The organism is Streptomyces sp. CA-106110 (assembly GCF_050936285.1).
In the GTDB taxonomy this organism is placed as follows: domain Bacteria; phylum Actinomycetota; class Actinomycetes; order Streptomycetales; family Streptomycetaceae; genus Streptomyces.
On the sequence record NZ_JBNJNB010000001.1, the window covers coordinates 8,618,755 to 8,637,854 of the forward strand.

20 protein-coding genes and 1 riboswitch are annotated in these 19,100 nt (G+C 71.2%); of the genes, 10 read left to right on the plus strand and 10 right to left on the minus strand.

What is annotated here, in order from left to right; translation table 11 throughout:
- Positions 1–31 precede the first annotated feature (31 nt).
- Positions 32–1,033, plus strand: coding sequence for a 2-hydroxyacid dehydrogenase (locus tag ACQEXA_RS39770; protein WP_432926732.1), 1,002 nt, complete (start codon positions 32–34; stop codon positions 1,031–1,033).
- Here the strand turns inward: ACQEXA_RS39770 and ACQEXA_RS39775 are convergent.
- Positions 979–2,886 (minus strand): anthranilate synthase family protein, encoded by a 1,908-nt coding sequence (locus tag ACQEXA_RS39775; protein ID WP_432926730.1) that lies wholly within the window; start codon positions 2,884–2,886, stop codon positions 979–981. The genes ACQEXA_RS39770 and ACQEXA_RS39775 overlap by 55 nt on opposite strands.
- A 101-nt stretch (positions 2,887–2,987) precedes the next feature.
- Positions 2,988–3,044: a trp operon leader peptide gene (locus tag ACQEXA_RS39780; protein ID WP_359389524.1), complete on the minus strand. Its 57-nt coding sequence runs from the start codon at positions 3,042–3,044 to the stop codon at positions 2,988–2,990.
- Positions 3,045–3,140: 96 nt separating this feature from the next.
- Between ACQEXA_RS39780 and ACQEXA_RS39785 the strand changes: the two genes are divergently transcribed.
- The gene (locus ACQEXA_RS39785) at positions 3,141–4,493 is read left to right on the plus strand and encodes a class II 3-deoxy-7-phosphoheptulonate synthase (protein ID WP_432926728.1); all 1,353 of its coding nucleotides are present in this window, start codon (positions 3,141–3,143) and stop codon (positions 4,491–4,493) included.
- Positions 4,494–4,642: 149 nt separating this feature from the next.
- On the plus strand, positions 4,643–4,921 hold the full coding sequence (locus ACQEXA_RS39790) for a (2Fe-2S)-binding protein (protein ID WP_432926726.1): 279 nt from the start codon (positions 4,643–4,645) through the stop codon (positions 4,919–4,921).
- On the opposite strand, the gene bfr is transcribed toward ACQEXA_RS39790, so the two are convergent.
- Positions 4,918–5,397 (minus strand): bacterioferritin, encoded by a 480-nt coding sequence (bfr, locus tag ACQEXA_RS39795; protein WP_432926724.1) that lies wholly within the window; start codon positions 5,395–5,397, stop codon positions 4,918–4,920. The genes ACQEXA_RS39790 and bfr overlap by 4 nt on opposite strands.
- A 154-nt stretch (positions 5,398–5,551) precedes the next feature.
- Here bfr and ACQEXA_RS39800 point away from each other — a divergent pair, with 154 nt between their 5' ends.
- Positions 5,552–6,184 carry a sulfite oxidase-like oxidoreductase gene (locus ACQEXA_RS39800; protein ID WP_359389089.1) on the plus strand — a complete coding sequence of 211 codons (633 nt, stop codon included), beginning with the start codon at positions 5,552–5,554 and terminating at the stop codon, positions 6,182–6,184.
- Positions 6,185–6,210: 26 nt separating this feature from the next.
- On the opposite strand, the gene ACQEXA_RS39805 is transcribed toward ACQEXA_RS39800, so the two are convergent.
- The 6 genes from ACQEXA_RS39805 to thiO all read right to left on the minus strand — a co-directional run bounded on the left by ACQEXA_RS39805 (position 6,211) and on the right by thiO (position 12,038).
- The gene (locus tag ACQEXA_RS39805) at positions 6,211–6,771 is read right to left on the minus strand and encodes a DUF4396 domain-containing protein (RefSeq protein ID WP_432926722.1); all 561 of its coding nucleotides are present in this window, start codon (positions 6,769–6,771) and stop codon (positions 6,211–6,213) included.
- Between the two features lie 100 nt (positions 6,772–6,871).
- Entirely contained in the window at positions 6,872–7,771 is a 900-nt protein-coding gene (locus tag ACQEXA_RS39810; protein WP_433132459.1) for a deoxyribonuclease IV, read from the minus strand.
- A 70-nt stretch (positions 7,772–7,841) separates the two neighbouring features.
- Positions 7,842–9,761 carry a Stk1 family PASTA domain-containing Ser/Thr kinase gene (gene pknB / locus ACQEXA_RS39815; protein ID WP_433132461.1) on the minus strand — a complete coding sequence of 640 codons (1,920 nt, stop codon included), beginning with the start codon at positions 9,759–9,761 and terminating at the stop codon, positions 7,842–7,844.
- 115 nt (positions 9,762–9,876) lie between these two features.
- Complete coding sequence (locus ACQEXA_RS39820) at positions 9,877–10,671, minus strand: thiazole synthase (protein ID WP_361821424.1); 795 nt, start codon at positions 10,669–10,671, stop codon at positions 9,877–9,879.
- A gap of 3 nt (positions 10,672–10,674) precedes the next feature.
- On the minus strand, positions 10,675–10,875 hold the full coding sequence (gene thiS, locus ACQEXA_RS39825; RefSeq protein WP_359389103.1) for a sulfur carrier protein ThiS: 201 nt from the start codon (positions 10,873–10,875) through the stop codon (positions 10,675–10,677).
- Positions 10,872–12,038, minus strand: a complete 1,167-nt coding sequence (thiO, locus tag ACQEXA_RS39830) for a glycine oxidase ThiO (RefSeq protein ID WP_432926716.1) — start codon at positions 12,036–12,038, stop codon at positions 10,872–10,874. The genes thiS and thiO overlap by 4 nt, the downstream gene beginning before the upstream one ends.
- Positions 12,037–12,148: riboswitch (TPP riboswitch) on the minus strand. It overlaps the preceding gene by 2 nt.
- A 51-nt stretch (positions 12,149–12,199) precedes the next feature.
- Here thiO and ACQEXA_RS39835 point away from each other — a divergent pair.
- The 6 genes from ACQEXA_RS39835 (at position 12,200) to ACQEXA_RS39860 (ending at position 17,174) form a co-directional block, all read left to right on the plus strand.
- On the plus strand, positions 12,200–12,550 hold the full coding sequence (locus tag ACQEXA_RS39835; RefSeq protein WP_432926714.1) for a hypothetical protein: 351 nt from the start codon (positions 12,200–12,202) through the stop codon (positions 12,548–12,550).
- 32 nt (positions 12,551–12,582) lie between these two features.
- Positions 12,583–13,809, plus strand: a complete 1,227-nt coding sequence (locus tag ACQEXA_RS39840; protein ID WP_432926712.1) for an NAD(P)/FAD-dependent oxidoreductase — start codon at positions 12,583–12,585, stop codon at positions 13,807–13,809.
- A gap of 225 nt (positions 13,810–14,034) precedes the next feature.
- The gene (locus ACQEXA_RS39845; protein ID WP_359389114.1) at positions 14,035–14,400 is read left to right on the plus strand and encodes an Rv2175c family DNA-binding protein; all 366 of its coding nucleotides are present in this window, start codon (positions 14,035–14,037) and stop codon (positions 14,398–14,400) included.
- Positions 14,401–14,510: 110 nt separating this feature from the next.
- A complete protein-coding gene (gene thiE, locus ACQEXA_RS39850) occupies positions 14,511–15,161 on the plus strand; it encodes a thiamine phosphate synthase (RefSeq protein ID WP_432926709.1) in 651 nt (216 codons plus the stop codon).
- Positions 15,162–15,261: 100 nt separating this feature from the next.
- Positions 15,262–16,185 carry a methylenetetrahydrofolate reductase [NAD(P)H] gene (metF, locus tag ACQEXA_RS39855; RefSeq protein ID WP_432926707.1) on the plus strand — a complete coding sequence of 308 codons (924 nt, stop codon included), beginning with the start codon at positions 15,262–15,264 and terminating at the stop codon, positions 16,183–16,185.
- A gap of 56 nt (positions 16,186–16,241) precedes the next feature.
- On the plus strand, positions 16,242–17,174 hold the full coding sequence (locus ACQEXA_RS39860) for a hypothetical protein (protein WP_432926705.1): 933 nt from the start codon (positions 16,242–16,244) through the stop codon (positions 17,172–17,174).
- 36 nt (positions 17,175–17,210) lie between these two features.
- Here the strand turns inward: ACQEXA_RS39860 and ACQEXA_RS39865 are convergent, their stop codons facing one another.
- A complete protein-coding gene (locus ACQEXA_RS39865) occupies positions 17,211–18,707 on the minus strand; it encodes a phytoene desaturase family protein (RefSeq protein ID WP_433132463.1) in 1,497 nt (498 codons plus the stop codon).
- Between the last annotated feature and the right edge of the window lie 393 nt (positions 18,708–19,100).

A 19,100-nucleotide genomic window follows, 5' to 3' on the forward strand; every position in this document is an offset into this window, starting at 1 on the left:
AGGCGATACCGGTCAGACCCCGGAGGGCCCCGTGGAGATCCTCGCGTTCGGTGTGCAGGCGGACGAGAAGCCCCTGCTCGAGAAGGCGTTCGAGGGGTACTCCGACCTCCGCTGTCTTGACGTGTTCCTCAACGAGGACACGGCTCCCATCGCCGTCGGTCACGAGATCGTGTGCAGCAGCGTCAACTGCGAACTGGGCGGAGGAGTCCTCGAAACCCTCGCGGCCGGCGGCACCCGGATGGTCACCCAGCGCTCCACCGGCTTCAACAACGTCGACCTCCCGGTCGCCGAACGCCTCGGCATCACGGTCGCCCGGGTCTCCTCCTACTCGCCCTACTCCGTCGCCGAGTTCGCCTGGACGCTCGGCATGGCCGTCAACCGGCGCATCGTCCGCGCCGGCAACCGCACCCGTGACTTCGACTTCCGCCTCGAGGGCCTGATGGGCCGGGACATGCACGGGCGCACGGCCGGTGTGCTCGGCACCGGCAAGATCGGCGAGGCGTTCACCCGGATCGCCCACGGCTTCGGCATGCGGCTCCTCGGCTGGGACATCGCCGAGAACCCGGCCTGCGCCGCCCTCGGCATGACATACGTCTCCAAGGAGGAGCTGCTCGCCGAATCCGACCTGGTCAGCCTGCACGTACCGTTGATGCCGCAGACCACCCACCTCATCGACGCGGCGGCCCTGAAGACCATGAAGGACGACGCCATCCTCGTGAACTCCAGCCGCGGCGGGCTCGTCGACACCCGGGCCCTGGTCACCGAGCTGCGCGCGGGCCGCTTCACCGGAGTGGGCCTCGACGTGTACGAGGCGGAGGCGGGCCTGTTCTTCCTCGACAAGTCCCTGGAGCCCGTCGAGGACGACACCCTGGCCCGCCTCGTCACCTTCCCGAACGTCCTGGTCACCTCGCACCAGGCCTACTACACCGAGGACGCGGTCGGTCAGATCGTCGACGTCACGGTGCGCAACGTCCTCGACTACCTGGCCGGGCGCCGCTCCGAGAACGTGCTCGTGCCCACGGCGGCCGGCTGACCCAGCAACTCCCGGACGACGGCGGTGCCGCCCACCGACAGCACCGACTCCGGGTGGAACTGGACTCCCGCGAACCCGGGCCCGCGCAGCGCGTGCACCTCGCCGCGGTCGCTGCGGCTGACCTCGATGCCGTGCGCGGCCAGCTCGGCCGCCGCCTCGTCGTCGCACCGCGCCACGAAGCTGTTGTAGAAGCCCACGGTCTCCCGGCGCCCGAACAGGTCGATCTCGGTCTGCGCGCCCTGGTACGGAACCTCCTTGCGCACGATGTCCAGGCCCAGCTCGGCCGCGATCAGCTCATGACCGAGGCAGACGCCGAGGACTCCGTGCGGGTGCGTACGCACGGCCTCGGCGGCCAGGCCCCGCAGGAACCGCATCTTGGGGTCGTGGAGGTCCGACGGGTCGCCGGGCCCAGGCCCGAGGACCAGCGGTCCCTCGTGCGCGAGCGCCGCCTCCCGCAGCCCGGGCTCGTCGTACCGGCGAACGGTGACCTCCAGCCCCGACGACGTGAGGACGTGCGCGAGCATCGCCGTGAACGTGTCCTCGCCGTCGACCACGAAGGCGTGCCCCGTCGTCTCCGCGGGCCGCTCCTGCATCCGCAGCCAGAACGGCGCGAGCCGGCCCCGGCGCCCGTCGAGCGCCGCCTGGACCCGCGAGTCGTCCGCCAGCCTCGGTCGGGCCTGCTCCTCGCGCGGCCGCGCCGGCCGCACGCCCAGCGCGGCCAGCACCCCGGCCGCCTTCGCGTGCGTCTCCGCGACCTCGCCCGCCGGGTCCGAGCCGCGCACGAGGGTGGCGCCGACGGGCACCCGCAGCCGTCCGTCCGCGTCGATGTCGGCGGTCCGGATAAGGATGGGGGAGTCCAGGGTCTGGGTGCTCGCGGATCCTTCCGGCCCACCGCCCGAGGAGCGCCCGAGCAGCGCGAGCGCGCCCGCGTAGTAGCCGCGGCCACCGACCTCGTGCCGCTCGATCACCCGGCAGGCGTTCTGCACGGGCGAGCCGGTGACGGTCGCCGCGAACATGGTCTCCTTCAGCACCTCGCGCACATCGAGCGAGGACTTCCCGCGCAACTCGTACTCGGTGTGGGCCAGATGGGCCATCTCCTTCAGCCGCGGCCCGACGACGACCCCGCCCATGTCGCCGACCGTGCACATCATCTTCAGTTCCTCGTCGACCACCATCGACAGCTCCTCGATCTCCTTACCGTCGGCGAGGAAGGCGAGCAGGTCCTCGGGCGTCGGGCCGCCGGCCGGGTAGCGGTACGTCCCGCTGATCGGGTTCATCACGACGGTCCCGCCGGACATGCGCACATGCACCTCGGGGCTGGCCCCCACCAGCGTGCGCTCGCCGGTGTGCACGACGAAGGTCCAGTACGCGCCCCGCTCGCCCACCAGCAGCCGCCGGAACAGCGCGAGCGCGTCGGCCCGGCCGAACCCCGGGATCCGGCCCTGGTAGGTCCGCCGGATCACGAAGTTCGCGCCCTCGCCCCGCCCGATCTCCTCGGCGAGCACCCGGCCGACGATCCCGGCGTACTCCTCGTCCGTGACGTCGAAGCCGCCGTCCTCGACCCGGACCCGGTGTCCGGGGAGCTGGTCCAGGGCCCGGCCGAGCGGGACCTCGTACGACTCATCGGGCAGCAGGGCCAGGAGCGGCGTGCCGTCGTCGCGGACGTCGAAGCCGCGCTCGCGGATCTGGCGGTAGGGCACGAGGGCCAGGCCCCGGTCGGGGAGGTCGGCGAGGCGCTCGTAGTGCGCGACCGGGCCGATCAGCACCTCGACGGTGTCGTGGTCGCGTCCGGGGGTGCGGCGGCGCAGCAGGGCGAACGGGCGGGGGTCGTCCAGCAGGTCGGCCAGGTGCATGGTCCGTTTCCTTCTCGGTGAGGTGAGAGGGAACGGCTCCGGTGCCGAAAACACTGAAGGCCGCCCCTCGGGCGGCCTTCGCGATGTCGTGTGTACGCGCGTCAGTGGGCCGCCGGAGAAGCGGTCCACCACCAGTTCTGGGTCGTGTGCGCGAACATGCGAGGCACCTTACCCCATGTCCACGTGGTGTACTCGGTGTCTCATTTGCTGGGCGTGCGGCGGTTGGCCCGGCCCGACCCCGTAATGTTGATGGGGTGACCGTGAACGCTAAGACCAGCGCGAGCGCTGGCAACACCTGGCGAGACCTGCCCGCGGCGCAGCAGCCCGAGTACCCCGACGCCGAGGCTCTACGCGCAGTGATCGCGGACCTCGAGTCGTATCCGCCGCTCGTCTTCGCGGGCGAGTGCGACCAGCTGCGCGCCCGGATGGGAGCCGTCGCCAGGGGCGAGGCGTTCCTGCTCCAGGGCGGCGACTGCGCCGAGGCCTTCGACGCGGTGTCCGCCGACCACATCCGCAGCAAGCTCAAGACCCTGCTCCAGATGGGCGCCGTGCTCACCTACGCCGCCTCGGTGCCGGTGGTGAAGGTCGGCCGGATCGCCGGCCAGTACTCCAAGCCGCGCTCGAAGCCCACCGAGACCCGTGACGGCGTGACGCTGCCGACCTACCGCGGCGACTCCGTGAACGGCTTCGACTTCACCGAGCAGGCCCGCATCCCGGACCCCGAGCGCCTGAAGCGGATGTATAACGCCTCCGCCTCGACGCTCAACCTCGTCCGCGCCTTCACCACCGGCGGCTACGCCGACCTGCGCCAGGTGCATGCCTGGAACCAGGACTTCGTGAAGTCGTCGCCGTCCGGGCAGCGCTACGAGCAGCTGGCGCGCGAGATCGACAACGCGCTGAGCTTCATGCACGCCTGCGGGGCGGACCCGGAGGAGTTCAAGACCGTCGAGTTCTTCTCCTCGCACGAGGCGCTGCTGCTGGACTACGAGTCGGCGCTGACCCGTACCGACTCGCGCACCGGGCAGCTGTACGACGTCTCCGCGCACATGGTGTGGGTCGGTGAGCGCACCCGGCAGCTGGACGGCGCGCACATCGAGTTCGCGTCGCGGATCCGCAACCCCCTCGGCATCAAGCTGGGCCCGAACACCACCGCGGAGGAGGCGCTGCGGTACGTCGAGCGCCTCGACCCCGAGCGGGAGCCGGGCCGGCTGACCTTCATCGTCCGTATGGGCGCCGACAAGATCCGCGACCGCCTTCCCGAGCTGGTCGAGAAGGTCACGGCGTCGGGCGCGGTGGTGGCCTGGGTGACCGACCCGATGCACGGCAACACGTTCGAGGCGGCCTCCGGGCACAAGACCCGCCGCTTCGACGACGTGCTCGACGAGGTCAAGGGCTTCTTCGAGGTCCACAAGGAGCTCGGCACCCACCCGGGCGGTATCCACGTGGAGCTGACCGGCGACGATGTCACCGAGTGCGTGGGCGGCGGCGACGAGATCTTCGTCGACGATCTGCACCAGCGCTACGAGACGGCGTGCGACCCCCGGCTGAACCGCAGCCAGTCCCTGGACCTGGCGTTCCTCGTCGCCGAGATGTACCGGGACCAGTAGCCGGCGAGGTCGTCACCGGCAGTCGAAGTGGGGCGTGGATCACATGCGATCCACGCCCCACCGCACTTTTCCCACCCGCGCGCCACGGGTAAGGTTAGGTTTGCCTCACCGATCAGTCGGGACGGCATGACCCTCGATCCCGCCGGGAGGTGAACCGCGTGTACGTCTGCAGTTGCTTCGGTGTCACCGAGCAGCAGGTCAAGCAGCACGCGGCGGACGGTGCCTGCACCCCCCGGCAGATAGCGTCCGCCTGCAAGGCGGGCACGGACTGCGGCTCGTGCGTCCGCCGGATCCAGGCCCTGCTGGGCCGCGGCTCCTGCCCTCGCCGTGAGCTCGCCGACCAGGGGAAGCCGGTGCTCACCGAGCTGAGCGGCCCGCGCCGTCCGGAGGGGCCGCAGGAGCCGGAAGGTCTGGGAGAGGCCGCCTAGCTGTCCGGCTGCTCGATGAGCTGTGCGATGTAGAGCGCCTCACCGAGCTTCTCCACCAGGGCCAGCTGGGTGTCCAGATAGTCGATGTGTTCCTCCTCGTCCTTGAGGATCGACTCGAAGATCTTCGCGGACGTGATGTCGCCCTTCTCCCGCATGATCGCGACACCCCGTTTGAGCCGGTCGATCGCCTCCACCTCGACCTGCCGGTCCGCCTCGAACATCTCGGTGACGGACTGCCCCACCCGCACATGGAAGAGCCGCTGGTAGTTCGGCAGGCCCTCCAGGAAGATGATGCGGTCGGTGAGCACCTCCGCGTGCCTCATCTCGTCGAACGACTCGTCCCGCGTGTGCTTGGCGAGTTTGTACCAGCCGTAGTTCTCCTGCAGCTTCGCATGCAGGAAGTACTGGTTGATCGCGGTCAGCTCACCGGTGAGCTGCTCGTTGAGGAACTCGATGACCTCCGGGTCGCCCTGCATTGCGCGGGCTCCTTCCGAGCGGGGACTGGCGGGTTGCGCCGCATGATTTCACTGGCATCGAGGGGCGTCCAGTAAGTACACGCTCAGTACGGGTTGTCCGGAAAAGGGATCCCGCTGGTCATGTGCACCCTCCGCGGTCTGTCAGGATGGAGTCATGGGTCATCCGGTGGAGCGCGAATCTGGAGAAGCAGTACGGTCCGAGCTTCCGCCGGGACAGCGACTGCAGCGGGGCTGGCCGGTCACGCACTACGGTCCCGTCCCCAAGTTCCGACCCGAGCGCTGGGAGTTCAGGGTCTTCGGCGCCACCGCGGACGGCGAGAAGCACAGCTGGAACCACGAGGAGTTCACGGCGCTGCCGTACTCGACCGTGGTGGCCGATCTGCACTGCGTCACGAAGTTCAGCATGCTCGGGGCCGAGTGGGGTGGCATCCCGGCCCGTACGATCCTGGAGATCGCCCCGCCGGCGCCCACCGTCACCCATGTCATGGTCTGGGCGGAGTACGGATTCAGCTCGAACCTGCGCCTCGCCGACTTCGCCTCGGACCGTACGATCTTCGCCACCCACAAGGACGGCGAGCTGCTCACCGCTGAGCACGGCTTCCCGCTGCGCCTGATCGTCCCGCACCTGTACGCCTGGAAGGGCCCCAAGTGGGTCCGTGGCGTCGAGTACATGACCGCCGACCGCCGCGGCTTCTGGGAGGAGCGCGGCTACCACAACCTCGGCGACCCGTGGAAGGAACAGCGCTACTCGTACCAGGAGGAGCCCGGGGACGGCCCCGAGCTCTGACCCCTGGGTCCGTCCCCGCGCCTGCGTCAGTGGTACTGGTGCATCACGGCGTGGCCCTTGCCGCGGCCGATCGTCCACTTGTTGACCGGGGTGGTCACCACGAAGGCGGCCGCGAGCGAGAGGGCGAGCGAGGACCAGAACAGCGCGTCGTCCAGCTGGGCGTCCATCGCGTCCGGCCACAGGGCGATCACGCCGTTGTCGATCAGCTCCATCACCGCGATCGACAGGGTGTCCGCGGCCAGCGCGACACGGAACGCCGTGCGGAAGCCCACGCCCGCACGGATGACCGTGCGCAGGGTGAGCGCGTAGCCGAAGAAGAAGGCGAGCGCGATCGCCAGGGCGGTGGTCGGCAGGTTGCTCCAGCCGAACGCCGTGCCGGCCACCATGCCGAGCACCTCGCCGATGGTGCAGCCGGTGAGGCAGTGGAGGGTCGCTTGCACGGCCACGTTCCACCTCGCGTCAGGGTGGTGGTGGTGCCCGCCGTGGTGGGTCTCCTCCTCCGGGTGCGGGTGCCCGTCGTTGTGCTCTTCGTGCTCGATGTGCCCCTCGTTGTGCCGAGCGTGCTCGGCGTGCGATCCGTGCTGCATGGATGCCCCCAGGGTGTGGCTACGGTTCCCGTACGGGGCTGGAACGGTATACCCCCGGGGGTATTCCACAACCAGCCGGGAACCCTGTGCCCCCAGGGGTTCAGAAAGAGCGCAGGTCCTTCAGGCGCTGCACATCCGCCGCGTGCCCCTCCTTGCCGCCCGGCGTCTCGATGACCAGGGGCACGCCCTCGGTGGCCGGGTGGGTCATCAGGGCGCGGAACGCGTCCTCCCCGATATGGCCCTGGCCGATGTTGGCGTGGCGGTCCTTGTGGGCGCCGACCACGTCCTTCGAGTCGTTCGCGTGGATCAGCTTGAGCCGTCCCTCACCCACGGTGTCCACCAGCAGGTCCAGCGTCCGGTGCATGCCGCCCGGCGCGGTCAGATCGTGCCCGGCGGCGAAGACATGACAGGTGTCGAGGCAGACGCCCAACTTGGGGTGGGCGTCGAGGGCCTCGAAGTACGGTCCGAAGTCCCAGGTGCGTGAGCACAGGGAGGCACCCTGGCCCGCGGTCGACTCCAGCAGGAGGAAGGAGTCGTTGTCGTGCGTCAGCTCGTCCAGCACGGGCAGCAGATGCTCGCGCACCTGCTTCAGCGCGACGGTCCTCTCCCGGCCGCCGGTGGCGCTGCCGGTGTGCACGACCACACCCAGCGCCCCGATCTCACGGCCCCGGCGCAGCGAGTGCCGCAGTGACTCCACGGATCTCTCGGCGGTCGCCTCGGTGTGCGAGCCGAAGTTGATCAAGTAGGGGGCGTGGACGTACACCGGGATGGACCCGGCGGCGCAGGCGGCCCGGAACGCCTCGTCCTGCCGTGGGCTGCCGGTGGGTGTCGCCCAGCCGCGCGGATTGGCGACGAAGACCTGTACGGTCTCGGCCTTGAGATCACGCGCGTAGGCCAGCCCGACCGCGTTCAGACCACCGGCCACCGGTACGTGGGCGCCGATCGGGTTGCGGGGGCCACCGGACCCGCGAAGGGGGCCACGGGACTGCTGGGTCGTCACCCTTCCAGGGTGTCATGCGCCCCCGGCGCCCTCCCGGCCGGTCTCCCTGGATGATCACCGAGCGCGCCCGTCAGCGGATCCTGATCGTGATCGTCGAGCCCTTCGGGGCCTTCTGACCGCCCTTCACCGACTGCTTCTTGACCGTGTCGCCGAACAGGCCCAGCAGGCCCCGGTCCTCCTCGACCTGGAAGCCCGCGTCCTCCAGGGTCTTCTTCGCGTCGTCGACGTTGTCGCCGACCACGTCCGGCACCTCGACCATCTCACGGCCCTTGGAGATCGTCAGCGTGACCGTGTCGCCCTCGCCGACCTCCTTGCCCCCGCCCGGCGACTGCTGGGCCACCTGTCCGGCGTCGAACTCGGACGTGACCTGGGTGTCGGCGATCTGCACCCGCAGCCCCGCGTCCTCCAGCTCGGCCCTGGCGTCGTCTTCGGACGAGCCCGTGACATCGGGCACCTCCACCGGGCTGCCCTTGCTGACGGTCAGCGCGATCGCCGAGCCGCTGTGGCGCTCGGTGCCCGCTTCCGGGTCCGTGCCCATCACGAAGCCCTTGGGCACGTCCTGGCTGAACTCCCGGGTGACCATGCCCGCGGCCAGACCGCCCTGCTTCAGCAGGGCCTGGGCCTTGTCCAGCCGGTAGCCCTTCAGATCGGGGACCCGCACGGTCTCGGGACCGTCCGACACGGTCAGCGTCACCGAGTCGTTGGCGCGGATCCGTGCGCCCGTCGCCGGGTCGCTGCTGATCACCGTGCCGCGCTTGACCGTGTCGCTGTAGGCGTGCTTGACCTGCCCGACCTCGAGCCTGGCCTCCTTGAGCCGATGCCGGGCCTCGGCCTCCGTCTTCGCCAGCAGCGGGGGGACCTTGGTGAACTGGCCGGAGTTGATGTACCAGACGCCGGCGCCCGCGCCGAAGACCACCAGCAGAGCGATGATCAGCGCCAGCATCCCGCGGCGGGGGCGTCTCCGGCGCCTGGCGGGCTCGGGCGGCGGTATCTCCATCCGGCTCGTGCGGTGGAGCACCGCCTTCTCGTCCTCGTCCTCGTTCACCGGGTTCACCGGGAGCAGCCTCGGCAGCACGCTCGTACGGTCGTGAGCGTTGTCGTGCGCCTGGGCGAGCGCCTGCGGCGGTACGGCGTCCAGCTGGTCGGGGCTGAGCGCGCCGCGCGCCCGGATCACCTGGCCGAGCAGCGCCACGGCGTCGTGGGGGCGCAGCTCGGGGTTGCGGGCGGTCGCCGACGCGACCAGCTCGTCGAGCTCGACGGACAGCCCCGGCACGGCGGCCGAGGGCGGCGGCACGTCTTCGTTCAGGTGCTGGTAGATCACCTGGGCGGGGGAGTCGCCGTGGTGCGGCTTTGCGCCGGTGAGCATCTCGTAGAGGACGACCCCGCACGCGTACACGTCGACCCGGGGGTCCGCGGTGCCCTGCTCGATCTGCTCCGGCGCGAGATAGGAGACCGTGCCGAGCACGGCACCGGTCGTGTTCGTGACGGTGTCCACGGACCGGACGAGACCGAAGTCGGCGACCTTCACCCGGCCGTCGTCCCCTATGAGCACGTTCTCCGGCTTCATGTCGCGGTGCACGAACCCGGCGCGATGCGCGGCACCGAGCGCCGCCAGCACCGGCTCGAGGATGTCGAGGGCGGCGCGCGGTTGCAGCGCCCCGCGCTCGCGCAGCACGTCACGCAGGGTGCACCCGGCGACGTACTCCATGGCGAGGTACACGTACGACCTGTCGGTCCCTTGGTCGAAGACCTGCACCACGTTCGGGTGGGCGAGGCGGGCGACCGACTTGGCCTCGCGTATGAAGCGCTCGACGAACGAGCCGTCGGCGGCCAGCGCCGGGTGCATCACCTTCAGCGCGAGCACACGGTCGAGGCGGGTGTCCACGGCCCGGTAGACCGTGGCCATCCCGCCGACCGCGATGCGCGCGTCGACGCGGTAGCGGCCGTCGAGCACCTGGCCGACGAGGGGGTCCTGAAGGGTCGTATCCACGCAGGTGAGTCTACGAGGGCGCACTGACGGTCCCCGGTGTTACTGCTCCACCGGGGCATGACTGCAGCCGTCCTGTGACGCACGCCGCATGCGTGCGCCCCCACGGAAGGCGCCCTCAGAAGGCGGGCCGCTCCGGGTCCAGCCGTGCCACACCACCGGTCGGGGACGACGCCTCGGCGAAGTGCCGGCGCGGGATACGGCCCGCCCGCAGCGCCAGCCGGCCCGCCTCCACGGCGTGCCGCATCGCCTCCGCCATCAGCACCGGCTCCTGTGCCCGGGTCACCGCCGAGGCGAGCATCACACCCGCGCACCCCAGCTCCATGGCGAGGGCCACGTCCGACGCGGTACCCGCGCCCGCGTCCAGAATGACCGGCACACGCGCGTGCTCCACGATCAGCTGGAAGTTGTGCGGGTTGCGGATCCCGAGCCCGGAGCCGATCGGCGAGCCGAGCGGCATGATCGCGGCGCAGCCGACGTCCTCCAGTTTCCGGGCGAGGACGGGGTCGTCGTTCGTGTACGGCAGCACCGTGAAACCCTCGTCGACCAGGGTCTCGGCCGCCTCCAGCAGCTCGATCGGGTCGGGCAGCAGGGTCCGCTCGTCGGCGATGACCTCCAGCTTGACCAGGTCCGTGCCGAGCGCCTCCCGTGCGAGGCGGGCGGTGAGCACGGCCTCGCCCGCGGTGAAGCAGCCCGCCGTGTTGGGCAGCACCCGGATGCCCAGCCCGTCGAGCACGGAGAGGACCGAGCCGTGCACCGAGGCGTCGACGCGCCGCATCGCCACCGTCGTCAGCTCCGTGCCGGAGGCCACCAGCGCCCGCTCCAGCACATCGAGGCTCGGTGCGCCGCCGGTGCCCATGATCAGCCGGGACGAGTAGGTGGTACCACCGAGGACGAAGGGATCGTCGGCCATGGGTCAGCCTCCTTGGACTGCGGTGAGGACCTCGACACGGTCACCCTCCGAGAGGGACGTCGACGGCCACTGCGTACGCGGGACGACGGTTTCGTTGAGGGCGGCGGCCACTCCCGAGGGCGCCGCGGTGAGGGTCCGCACGACGGCGTCGAGAGCGATACCGGGGGTCACCTGGCGGCGCTCGCCGTTGACCGAGATGTTCATACGGGCTGCTCCGTGAGTGCTGCGGCGGCGAAGCGCCGGGGGGTGAAGGGACGGGCCTCGTCGGGGAGGTCGCCGGTGGTCAGGACGTGCGCCATGGCATCACCGGTGACCGGGGTGAGCAGGACGCCGTTGCGGTAGTGCCCGGTGGCCAGGAGAAGGCCGTCGAGCTCGGTCGGGCCGAGCAGCGGCGCGTTGTCCGGCGAGCCCGGGCGCAGTCCGGCGCGGGTCTCGGTGAGCGGCAGCTCGGTGATCCCGGGGACCAGCTCGTGGGCGTCCCGCAGCAGCTCGTACACACCGCCCGCGGTGACCGTGGTGTCCCAGCCCAGTTCCTCGCTGGTGGCGCCCACGACGAGCTCGCCGTTCTCGCGCGGCACCAGATAGACCTGGCTGCCCCGGACGACGGCACGAACGGTACGGCTCAGGAACGGTGCGTACCGCTTCGGCACCGTCAGCCGCAGCACCTGGCCCTTCACCGGCCGCACGGGCGGCAGAACCTCGTCCGGGACCCCCGCGAGGCGGCCGCTGAGGCTGCCGGCGGCGAGGACGATCCGGGCGGCGGTCAGGTCCGTGCCCTCGCCGGTCCTGATCCCGGTCGCCCGATCGCGCACCACCGTGAGCCGCTCGGCCCACGTCCGGTGGAAGACGACCCCGGCGCGTTCACACGCCGTGACCAGGGCGGCGACCAGGCGGCGCGGGTCGATCTGGTGGTCGCCGTCGACTCTGAGCCCCCCGCGCACGCCCGGCGCGAGCATCGGCTCCAGTCGCCGGCAGTCCCGCCCGTTCAGCCACTCCGACGCGAGGCCGGACCGCTGCTGGAGGGCGTGCAGTTCACGCAGGTGGGCGCGGTCGTCGGCGTCGAGTGCGACGGCGAGCGTGCCGCACCTGCGATAACCGAGGTCCTGGCCGGTGGCCTCGGCCAGCTCGGCGGCAAAGTCCGGGTAGCGGCGCGCGGACTCCAGATTGAGGGCGAGCAGGGTCTGCTCCCCGTAGTGCAGTTCGGTGACGGCGGCGAGCATTCCGGCGGCCACCTGGGCCGCTCCGCCGCCCGGTTCGGGATCCACCACTGCGGTGGCGAAACCGCGTTGCGCCGCCCGCCAGGCGGTCACCAGTCCGATGATCCCGCCCCCGACGACGAGGACGTCTGACGTGGGTGTAGACGACATGGGCGTCCAGCTCCCTCCCTTCGCCGGCATGACCCGGATCAGGTTCGTACGGTCGGAGGCCGCCAGCCTCCCTCTCAGCCCGGTGCGCCCGGGCTCCCGCGAGTGCTTTACGTTGGCCACCCTAACCTGTGCCGTTTGCCTCAGTAAGGGAGTCTCCGTACATGACCCGATCGCTCGACGGTCTCACCTTTGCCCCGGTGCGGGACCAGGCGCCGGGTCAGGTGGGTACCCGTACCCGGTTCGCCTACCACGAGAAGGGCGGCGAGATCTGGGCGGAGTACGCGGGCGGAGACGTCGTACGCGGTCATCTGGTGGGTACCAGAAAAGGTGACCTCCTCGACTTCCGGTACGTGCAGCTCAAGCAGGACGGGACCACCTCGTCCGGGCACTGTGTCTCGCAGGTCCTGGAACTTCCCGACGGGCGGGTGCGCCTGGAGGAGTCGTGGGAGTGGGAGTCCCAGTCGGGCAGCGGGACGAGTGTTGTGGAAGAGGTCACTCAGCACGCCCGCTGACTGACGATTTGTCAGTTGAGTATGGTGATCAGGTGAGCGAGCAGACGCAGGCACGGGGCGATGGGGCGCGGCGCGTCGTCGTCGTGGGCGCGGGCATGGCCGGGGTGCAGACCGCGGTCGCCCTGCGGGAGCAGGGCTTCACGGGCGGTGTGACGCTGATCGGCGCGGAGCCGCACCAGCCGTACGACAGGCCGCCGCTGTCCAAGGCGGTGCTGCTCGGCAGGGCCGAGGGCTCCGCCTTCGACGTCGATTTCGAGGCCCTCGACATCGAACTCCGGCTGGGCTGCGAGGTGGTCGGGCTGCGCCCCGGCAACCACGAGCTGGACACCGCCGAGGGGCCCGTCGGCTATGACGTCCTGGTGCTCGCGACCGGCGCCGAACCGATCCAGCTGCCGGGTGCCGAGGGCGCGCCCGGCGTGCACCTGCTGCGCACGCTGGACGACGCCGAGCGGCTGCGCCCCGTCCTCGCCCAGCAGCACGACATCGTGGTCGTGGGCGCGGGCTGGATCGGTGCCGAATTCGCCACCGCCGCGCGCGAGGCGGGCTGCGCGGTGACCGTGGTGGAGGCCGCCGACCGGCCGCTGGCCGGAGCGCTGCCCGAAGAAGTGGCCGCGCCGATGACCGCCTGGTACGCGGACAGCGGCGCGGAGCTGCGCACGCACGCGCGCGTGGAGCGCGTCGAATCGGGGGCCGTGGTGCTCGACGACGGCTCGCGGGTGCCCGCGGGCGCGGTGGTCGTAGGTATCGGGGCGCGCCCGGCCACGGCGTGGCTCGCCGGCTCGGGCATCGCCCTGGGCGTCCACGGAGAGGTGCTGGCCGACGAACACCTGCGCACCTCGCTGCCGGACGTGTACGCGGTCGGCGACTGCGCGTCGTTCCCGTCCGGCCGCTATGAGGAGCGCCTGCTGGTCCACCACTGGGACAACGCCCTCCAGGGTCCCCGCACGGTGGCAGCGAACATCATCGGCCATACCCCGGTGGCGTACGACCCGGTGCCCTACTTCTGGTCGGAGCAGTTCGGCCGCTTCGTCCAGTACGTGGGTCACCATGCGGGCGCCGACACGACGGTGTGGCGCGGTGACCCGGAGGGCGCCGCCTGGTCGGTGTGCTGGCTGCGCTCGGACCGCCTGGTGGCGCTCCTGGCGGTGGGCCGCCCCCGGGACCTGGCCCAGGGCCGCCGCCTGATCGAATCGGGCACCCCCATGGACCCGGACCTGCTGTCGGACCCGTCCCGCCCGCTGAAAGAGGCGACGGCCTGACCACCGGTTCCGGGGGCCGGCATCCGGTGGTGGTGCGCGGCTGCGTGGGTGGCGCACGGCTCTGCAAGCCGCCGTCGGCGCCCGTCACGGTGCTGCCGCGCGGCTGACCACACGGTCCGGAGGTGGCCCGTACCGGCAACACCGCATCCGCCGCCGGAGGCAACCGGAACTCCTCCGGAGGTGCCCCGCTTCCGACTGTCGGTCCGGGATGGCACGCTTGATCCCGTGACCGAGATTGACGCAAACATCGATGCTCTCGTCCCTGCCTGGCTCACCCTGCCCGACATCGCCGAAGCGCTGGACGTCGAGGTGACCCGCGTGCGGCAGCTGGTCAAGGAGGGCCAGCTCATCGCCGTTCGCCGAGGTGAGAACCGCGCGCTGCACGTCCCCGCCGCCTTCATCGACGGGGACAAGGTCGTCAAGGGCCTGTCCGGCACCTTGACGCTCCTGCGGGACGACGGCTTCACGGACGAAGAGATGATCGAGTGGCTCTTCACCCCTGACCCGACCCTGCCTGGCACCCCCGCGCAGGCTCTCAGCGAGAATCGGGGTACGGAGGTGAAGCGCCGCGCTCAGGCGCTCGCCGTCTGATCCGATCTGAGAACAACCGTCCGGCGTACGGGCCGCGGTCCACCGGCCACGGCCCTGGGCGACCGCGCGCCGCCGCGGCCCGTACGCCACCGACCACGGGGGGACCCACCGTGCCCGACACCGCCCGCACCGCCCGGCTCGCCGACGCCCGTGTCTACCTGTGCACGGACGCCCGCAAGCGTCAGGGCGACCTCGCGGAGTTCCTCGACGCGGTCCTCAGCGGCGGCGTGGACATCGTGCAGCTGCGCGACAAGGGCATGGAAGCGGCCGAGGAACTGGCGCACCTCGAGGTCTTCGCCGACGCCTGCGCCCGCCACGGCAAGCTGCTGGCGGTCAACGACCGCGCGGACGTCGCCCATGCCGCAGCCTCCGACGTCCTGCACCTCGGCCAGGGCGACCTTCCCGTGCCGGCAGCCCGCGCCGTCCTCGGCGACGACGTTCTCATAGGCCGCTCCACGCACTCCGAGGCGGAGGCGGAGGCCGCCGCGGTACAGGAGGGCGTCGACTACTTCTGTACCGGCCCCTGCTGGCCCACTCCGACCAAGCCCGGCCGCCCCGCCCCCGGTCTCGGCCTGGTCCGTCACACCGCCGCCCTGGGCACCGACCGCCCCTGGTTCGCCATCGGCGGCATCGACCTCGGGAACCTGGACGAGGTGCTGGAGGCCGGTGCCCGCCGGGTCGTCGTCGTGCGCGCGATCACGGAGGCGGACGACCCGGGAGCCGCGGCAGCGGAGTTCGCCAAGCGGCTGCGCGCCGCCTAGCCGAACGGAGGCTGTCCGACAGGTGGACAACAAGTCGACAATTCGGGCAATATTCCGGCTTTCGGTTGGGTGACCGCCGCCCCCTGGTTAACCTGCGACCATGGCCCTCGGAACCGCATCCACCAGGACTGATCGCGCGCGGACCGTGCGCGACATCCTCGCCACCGGCAAGACGACGTACTCGTTCGAGTTCTCGGCGCCGAAGACCCCCAAGGGCGAGCGGAACCTGTGGAGCGCGCTGAGGAGGGTCGAGGCCGTCGCCCCGGACTTCGTCTCCGTGACGTACGGAGCAGGTGGTTCCACACGTGCGGGCACGGTGCGGGAGACCCAGCAGATCGTCGCCGACACGACGCTCACTCCGGTCGCCCATCTCACCGCGGTCAACCACTCCGTCGCGGAGCTGCGCAACATCATCGGCCAGTACGCGGACGCCGGGATCCGTAACATGCTCGCCGTCCGCGGCGACCCGCCCGGCGACCCGATGGGCGACTGGGTCGCGCACCCCAAAGGTCTGACCTACGCGGCCGAACTCGTCCGGCTCATCAAGGAGTCGGGCGACTTCTGCGTGGGCGTCGCCGCGTTCCCCGAGATGCACCCGCGCTCCGAGGACTGGGAGACGGACGTCACGCACTTCGTCGACAAGTGCCGGGCCGGCGCCGACTACGCAATCACACAGATGTTCTTCCAGCCGGAGTCGTATCTGCGTCTGCGCGACCGGGTCGCCGCGGCCGGCTGCGCGACCCCGGTCATTCCCGAGGTCATGCCGGTCACCAGCCTCCGGATGCTGGAGCGGCTGCCCCAGCTCAGCAACGCCGGGATCCCCTCCGGACTGAAAGAGCGGATCCTCACAGCGAAAGAGGATCCGGCGGCGGTACGCTCGATCGGGATCGAGTTCGCCACCGAGTTCTGTTCGAGGCTGCTGGCCGAGGGGGTCCCCGGACTGCACTTCATTACACTCAACAACTCCACGGCGACCCTGGAAATCTACGAAAATCTGGGTCTGCACCATCCACAGCGGGCCTAGACCGGCCGCACCGCCATACGACACACTGCGTAGCGGCCACTGGGAGAGGGGCGTACATGGGCTGGACGGTCCTCTATATCGCGTTCGGCATCGTCGCGTTGTGGCTGCTCGGCGAGGTGCTGCTGCAGTACAAGGCACGCCTGCGCTGGCGACTGCTCGCCTTCGCCGGCTTCCTCGGCGTCGTGTTCGGCGTGCTGATCCCCTCCGTAGTGGTCATCGGAGTGGGTGCGGCCGCGTTCGCGGTCGGACAGACCTACGTCACACTGTCGTTCCGCCGCGGGTTCGCCGCGGGCTGGGCGGTCGGCAACCGTTCCCGCGAGGACGGCGACAGCAAGCGCCGCCGGGGCGAGGGCGCCCACCAGGACCCGGAGCTGGAGCCGGAGGACGGCGACCTCGAGACGACGGGTGCCGGAACGTACCACCAGGGTGGGGCGTACGACGACGACCACGACAACGTCTTCTCCGGGCAGCAGCCCATGGAGAGCGCGGCCGAGTCGACCGCCGTGTACGAGCCACAGCCCATGCCCGAGGACACCGGTTCCTACGGCGTCTACACCCACGAGACGTATGCGGCCGCGGCCGATGCGTCCTACGCCGGTGCCGGTCAGCCCCAGGACCAGCAGGCCTACGCGTACGACAGCTACGCCGGATACGGCCAGCAGCAGTACGGCTACGACAACGGCCAGCAGCAGTACGCCGCCTACTCCGACCCCTACCAGGGCACGCAGACCTACGGCGGCGCGTACGACCAGTCCTACGGCGGGCAGCAGCAGTACGGCCAGCAGGCCTACGGCCAGGACCAGTACGCCACCGGTACCTATGGCGAGACCCCGGCTGGCGGTGTCTGGGTCCCCCAACAGCGCACCACGGAGGACGGGTACGGCGGTGAGCTCCCGCCGGAGCAGCAGTACCCCTACCAGGGTCAGGCCAACCAGACCACCCAGGGGCACGGGCACGGTCACGGCTTCGACGAGCAGTACCGCTTCTGAGCGACCGCGGTCGGGGTCACCGGCGCGCCGGTGACCTCACTGCGAGCCCCGGAAGCCCGGCCCCTCCACGATCAGCCCGGCCACCAGGGCGCCGGACATGCCGGCGTGGGGGAGACCGCCGCCTGGGTGGGACCAGCCGCCGACTGTGAACAGGCCCGGGACGCGGGTGCTGTTGGACGGGTGCAGCAGAGCGCCGGCCGCCGCGGCCAGGGCCGGTGCCGGGACCGCGCCGCCGGGCGCCCCGGTGTCCTCGGCGATATCGGCGGGGGTGCGCACCTCGTGCCACAGGACGCGGTCGCCGAGGCCCGGTATCGCCCGCTCGGCGGCACCGACGATCCGGTCCGCATCCGACGGCGACACGGTCAGGCCCGAGGGCACCGTGACCGTCAGGGTGACCGCCTCGTGTTCGGCGTCGGGCACCAGCGCGGGATCGTCCGGGCGCAGCACGGTCACCGTGGGAGCGGACGGGAGCTCTGCGGGTTCCCCGAACAGGCTGCCCAACTCGCCCTCGCGGTCCGGTGTGTGCACCACCGTGCGGTGCGCGGTGCCTTCCGGCCGGCCGCCGAGCAGCGCCAGCAGCACCGTCAGCCGGCTGGGCATCCCGTGCTGCGCAGGGACCTCGCCGGGGCCCGGTCCACCCGCCGTCCCCGGCAGCAGACGGTCCAGGACAGCAGGGGCGACCCCGGCCACCACACGGTCCGCCTCCGCCACCGACCCGTCCCCGAGCCGCACCCCCGCCGCCCGGCCGTCCTTCTCGACGATCCCGGCCACCTCGGCCCCGAAGACGAACTCGACCTTCCGGGCCACGCACCGCTCGTACACGGCACGCGCCAGCTCCCGCAGCCCGCCGCGCACGTACCAGGTGCCGAAGGCATGCTCCATGTACGGCAGCACGGCCGCGCTCGCCGGAGCGGTCCGGGGGTCGAGGCCGTACGCCAGCGCATGGCTCTCCAGAAGGGCCGCCAACCGCGGGTCACGCAGCTCCCAGGCGCCGATCTCCGCGAGCGTGGAGGCCCGCCGGGTGCGCAGCAGCCGCTTGTGCGGCACGGCCGGATACGGTTCGCGCTCCGCGAGCACCTGCCAGTCGGGCCACAGCGGCTCCTCCAGCAGCGGGCGGCGCGTACGGTCCCAGACCTCGCGAGCCCGCACCAGGAAGTCGCTCCAGCGGTCGCCCGCGCCCGCGCCGAGCGCCGTGGTCAACGCGGAGACCGTGCCCGCGCGTGAGGCGTTGGGCAGTGATACCTCCGTGCCGTCCGCGAAGATGTGCCGTGCCGACGGGTCCACCTGGACCAGCTCGGCACACGCCTCCAGGGGCTCCTTGCCGGTCTTGACGAACAGATCGCGGTAGACGGCGGGCAGCGGCAGCAGGCCCGGGCCGGTGTCGAAGCGGAAGCCGTCGCGTGTGAAACGGCGGACCGCGCCGCCGTACGTCTGCGAACGTTCGTACACCACCACCCGGTGGCCCGCGACGGCCAGCCGGGCGGCGGCCGCCATCGCGCCCGTCCCGGCGCCGATCACCGCAATCCGTGCCATGTCGGTGACTTTATCGGCCACCGCCGACAATCCCGTCGGGGGCCTGTGACCAGGGCGTTCATCGGCCCGTGGAACCGTCTTCGGCCCGCTCGGGGCGGGGCGGGGGGAGCACCGGAACGGACGCGATGGTCACCAGGGGCCCCGGAGCGTTCTGGGGGTGAGCGCGCAGGACTGAGTATCCGTACCCAGTCGATGAGTTGAGTACCCGCGCGGATGGGTCCCGACCTGCGGGAACGAGAGAGTGGAGACACGGTGAGGGGTGCGGCTCCGGCACCGCCGGCACGGGGCGGCGGAACGGTGCCCGCCCTTCGGCCGTTCCTTCCGCCGGCCTGGTTCGGCGGAAGCGAGGCAGGGGGGACCCGGGGGAACGACCGAACGGGGGAGCACGACGGA